Raw genomic sequence first — 687 nt, 5'->3', positions numbered from 1 at the left:
CTCGACACCGTGCTGGCGAGCAGCGACGTGGTCTCGATCCATCTGCTGCTGAACGACGAGACCCGCGGCCTGATCACGCGCGACAAGATCGCGAAGATGAAAAAGGGCGTGGTGCTGATCAACACCGCGCGCGGCGCGATCGTCGACGAGCAGGCGATGATCGATGCGCTCAATTCGGGCCACATCCGCCACGCCGGCCTCGATGTCTACAACATCGAGCCGCTGCCGAAGGATCACCCGTTGACGAAGATCCCGAACGTGACGCTGTCGGCGCACTCCGCCTTCCGCACGCCCGAGGCGAGCGAGAATTTGATCCACGCGGCGTGGGAGCATTGCCGCAGGATCGTGAAGGAGTAATTTCACCGTCGTCCCGGCCAAGCCAACGGGTCGGCGCGAAGCGCCGCCCGATGACAGGCTCCGCGCGAGCCGAGACCCATAACTACTGCTCCACATTGTCGCAAACGCTGGGTCCACAGCGAGCCCTAACACAAGTCCCTGTGGTTATGGGTCCCTGCTTAGGGACGACAGTGGCCGTAGGGTGGCTAACTCGCCCTACGCAGATTGCGAAGCAATCAATGACGACGTCGTCCTGGACAAGCGAGCGTAGCGAGCGCGATCCAGGACCCATTGCCACCGGCCTGCGTCATCGCGCAGGGCGGTGGTCAGAACCAGCAACACAACAAGCAC

General features: G+C 62.9%; 1 protein-coding gene. It reads left to right on the top strand.

Annotated features, from left to right (window positions below; all coding sequences use genetic code 11):
• A partial coding sequence (locus tag AKL29_RS45555; RefSeq protein ID WP_283809419.1) for an NAD(P)-dependent oxidoreductase occupies window positions 1-357 on the top strand: 357 nt, incomplete at its 5' end.
• Between the last annotated feature and the right edge of the window lie 330 nt (window positions 358-687).

It is taken from the genome of Bradyrhizobium pachyrhizi, from assembly GCF_001189245.1.
Lineage (GTDB): Bacteria > Pseudomonadota > Alphaproteobacteria > Rhizobiales > Xanthobacteraceae > Bradyrhizobium > Bradyrhizobium pachyrhizi.
This window is presented reverse-complemented; position numbering and strand designations above follow the sequence as displayed.